Source organism: Holdemanella sp. DFI.5.55 (assembly GCF_020593575.1).
Classification (GTDB): Bacteria; Bacillota_I; Bacilli_A; order Erysipelotrichales; family Erysipelotrichaceae; genus Holdemanella; species Holdemanella hominis.
Genome location: NZ_JAJDMK010000135.1, coordinates 1 through 2,627 on the forward strand (window position 1 = coordinate 1; position 2,627 = coordinate 2,627).

Consider the following 2,627-nt stretch of genomic DNA (forward strand, 5'->3'; position numbering starts at 1 on the left):
TGTTTGGAAAAGAGATAAGTTGTATTGCGTTTAAGGCAAAATATATGGAAGAAGTATAAGTGCGTATTTGAAGAATTGAAAATGGTAAGGAGGCCAAACTTATGAATTTAAATGATTATGTCAAATTTGATGATTCTTGTAAACAATTTGAGATTCTTACTGGAACACAAGGAAAATACTCTTATGATGATGTGACAAGAGTATCTGTTTTAAATGAAAAGGCAAAATATAAGGGAAAAGGAATTCCATTTACAGCTGTACTTCCAGGTGGACCATTACCATCTGGCTTATTTCAGAATCCATATTTGTATGTTGGAGTAAAAATTGTTTTAAAGAATGAAACTGTATTAGCTGTTTATGTGTCGAAAGAAAAGACAATGGTCAATACAGATCAGTACATACAAGATCGTAAGATCGCAAAAAAGATAGAGGAGATGATTAAAAATGTGTGTGAAATTTCATGATGAAGAAAAAAGATTAGAAATCATTGGTGGTGCAAGCTGTTTATATGAAGAGATTCAAAAGTGTTCTATTCAAAACGAAGATGCAATTTTTAAAGGTAAAACGAAACCATTTACACATACAATATTAGGTGGAGCTACATTTATGGCGGGTGCAGTAGAACCAATGATGTATGTTGGTATTAAAGTTGTTTTAAAAGATAATAGTGTATTACCAATATATGTTTCCAAGGAAAAAGTGTTATTTAATAGTGATAAGTATTTAAATGATGTTAAAGAAGCAAATGATATATTAAAAAAATTGGAAAAAAGATTGCAATCTTAAAATTGTTGTATTCGAGACATAGGATGTAACGAAAAAATTGAAGAATCGATATTAAGTATAAAGAAAGTAAGGTGAAATAATATGTGGAATCGACAACAAGTTAAAGAACAAGCCAAACAAATCATGAAACGAAACTATTGGAAGATGTTTGTGGTTACGCTGATTGCAGGAATATTGAGTGCTGATTATGTGACTGTTATTCAAACAGTACAAGATTTTGTACCTGATGTTGTATTGCCAAGTATGTTTTCTTCAATCCTCTCTTTTTTATCAATGGGATCTATTGTAGGATTATTATTTTCTATCTTCATTGGTAATGTCATTGTAGTTGGAAAAAGTAGATATTTTATTAAGAACCATGATGTAAATCCTGAGCTTGGTGAAATCTTTAGTGGTTTTAAAGGCGATTATTTAAATGTAGTAAAAATCATGTTTTTGATGAATTTAAAAATATTACTATGGCTATTCCTATTCATAGTGCCTGGATTTATTAAGGCTTATGAATATTCTATGATTCCATATCTATTGGCAGAAAATCCTAATATTACTACAGATGAAGCTTTCTCATTATCCAAACAAATGACGACTGGACAAAAGATGGATTTATTTGTCTTAGATTTATCATTTTTAGGATGGATCATTCTAGGTTTGATTTGTTGTGGAATTGGTATTCTATTTGTGTTGCCATATCCAGAAGCCACAAATGCTGAAGTGTATTTAAACCTAAAAGAATCTGTAAAGAAGGATGAGTGTGTAACTGATTTCTAAAGTGATTAGGGGGTATACGACTGGATGAAAATGAGATTTGTATTTGTAATAGCTACTCTTTTTACGATTAATTTCATTCATTTACTGGTGTTGAGAAAATGGGAAATGAGTGAAAAAGTTGATAAGGGGATAATGATGTGGTACGGGAGATTAAGTTATAGAAGAAAGTTTATTAGAACATTATGGATAATTCCAATAGATATAGCTATCATGTTTGGGTTTTATTGTGAATTTCGTTCACTTCGTTGGACTTGTATAATAGCAGTTATATTAAGTATTATTTTGTTTATCCAAGCTTTCTACAACTACAAAAAATGGCAGGAAGAGATTGTGACAACAGACAATAATGAGAAGAACTAAAATAAACGGAATTATTTGTAACGGACATAATTTCCAAGAACAAATATTATTGGGCGAATAGAAGTGTCTTATGGATTTATTTACATCCAATCCTGGTTTCTAAAAGGTACTGTATCTAAACAAATGACTACCTGACCAAAGTCTGATCTATTCATCTTAGATTTTTCTTTTCTAGGATGGATCATTCTAGGCTTGATTTGTTGTGGAATTCTATTTGTACTACCTTATCCACAATCAACAAAAGCTGAAGTGTATTTAACGCTAAGAGATTTTGTAAAGATATAAGGACGGATACTAGTACTTGTTTGGATACCCAGAAAAATAGGTGAGAATATGAAAAAGAATCGACTTCAAATATATTTAGATGAAGACTTGTCAGATGCTACGCCAAAAGAAAAGCAGGAATCTATTTCCTGGAAGGAATTGCTAGTGTGTGGTTATTGGTTGTTTCAACTTTTAAGAAGATTGTTAGGATTTCATAAACAACCAATCGAACAATATGTACTTGCAGGTATTATAAGTGTTTGTATATTGATTATCTATCCATGGTTGAAAAGGAAGTATGGTAATGCTCATGAATGATAAGAAGAAGATTTTTGGAATCGGTATTGTAGTTGGAGTTGTTCTACATAGTCTTATAACGCTTTTGTGAGGATAAGCCTATGAAAAAGAAAGTAATGATTATTGGTTGTATATTACTGGCTTTGATCCTA

General features: G+C 30.9%; 5 protein-coding genes. All 5 read left to right on the forward strand.

Translation table 11 applies throughout. The annotated features are described in order from the left end of the window. Window positions 1-101 precede the first annotated feature (101 nt). Window positions 102-464 carry a hypothetical protein gene (locus tag LJE08_RS13295; RefSeq protein WP_227403486.1) on the forward strand — a complete coding sequence of 121 codons (363 nt, stop codon included), beginning with the start codon at window positions 102-104 and terminating at the stop codon, window positions 462-464. After that, window positions 445-786, forward strand: a complete 342-nt coding sequence (locus LJE08_RS13300; RefSeq protein ID WP_227403487.1) for a hypothetical protein — start codon at window positions 445-447, stop codon at window positions 784-786. The genes LJE08_RS13295 and LJE08_RS13300 overlap by 20 nt, the downstream gene beginning before the upstream one ends. A gap of 81 nt (window positions 787-867) precedes the next feature. Continuing rightward, window positions 868-1,554: a DUF975 family protein gene (locus LJE08_RS13305; protein ID WP_186999818.1), complete on the forward strand. Its 687-nt coding sequence runs from the start codon at window positions 868-870 to the stop codon at window positions 1,552-1,554. A 24-nt stretch (window positions 1,555-1,578) separates the two neighbouring features. Then, window positions 1,579-1,914 (forward strand): hypothetical protein, encoded by a 336-nt coding sequence (locus tag LJE08_RS13310; RefSeq protein WP_227403488.1) that lies wholly within the window; start codon window positions 1,579-1,581, stop codon window positions 1,912-1,914. 333 nt (window positions 1,915-2,247) lie between these two features. Next, on the forward strand, window positions 2,248-2,496 hold the full coding sequence (locus tag LJE08_RS13315; RefSeq protein ID WP_227403489.1) for a hypothetical protein: 249 nt from the start codon (window positions 2,248-2,250) through the stop codon (window positions 2,494-2,496). Window positions 2,497-2,627 lie beyond the last annotated feature (131 nt).

Excerpts from the sequence above, each read along its gene's own strand:
- LJE08_RS13295 (WP_227403486.1), top strand. The coding sequence starts at position 102 with ATGAATTTAAATGATTATGTCAAATTTGATGATTCTTGTAAACAATTT.
- LJE08_RS13300 (WP_227403487.1), top strand. The coding sequence starts at position 445 with ATGTGTGTGAAATTTCATGATGAAGAAAAAAGATTAGAAATCATTGGT.
- LJE08_RS13305 (WP_186999818.1), top strand. The coding sequence starts at position 868 with ATGTGGAATCGACAACAAGTTAAAGAACAAGCCAAACAAATCATGAAA.
- LJE08_RS13310 (WP_227403488.1), top strand. The coding sequence starts at position 1,579 with ATGAAAATGAGATTTGTATTTGTAATAGCTACTCTTTTTACGATTAAT.
- LJE08_RS13315 (WP_227403489.1), top strand. The coding sequence starts at position 2,248 with ATGAAAAAGAATCGACTTCAAATATATTTAGATGAAGACTTGTCAGAT.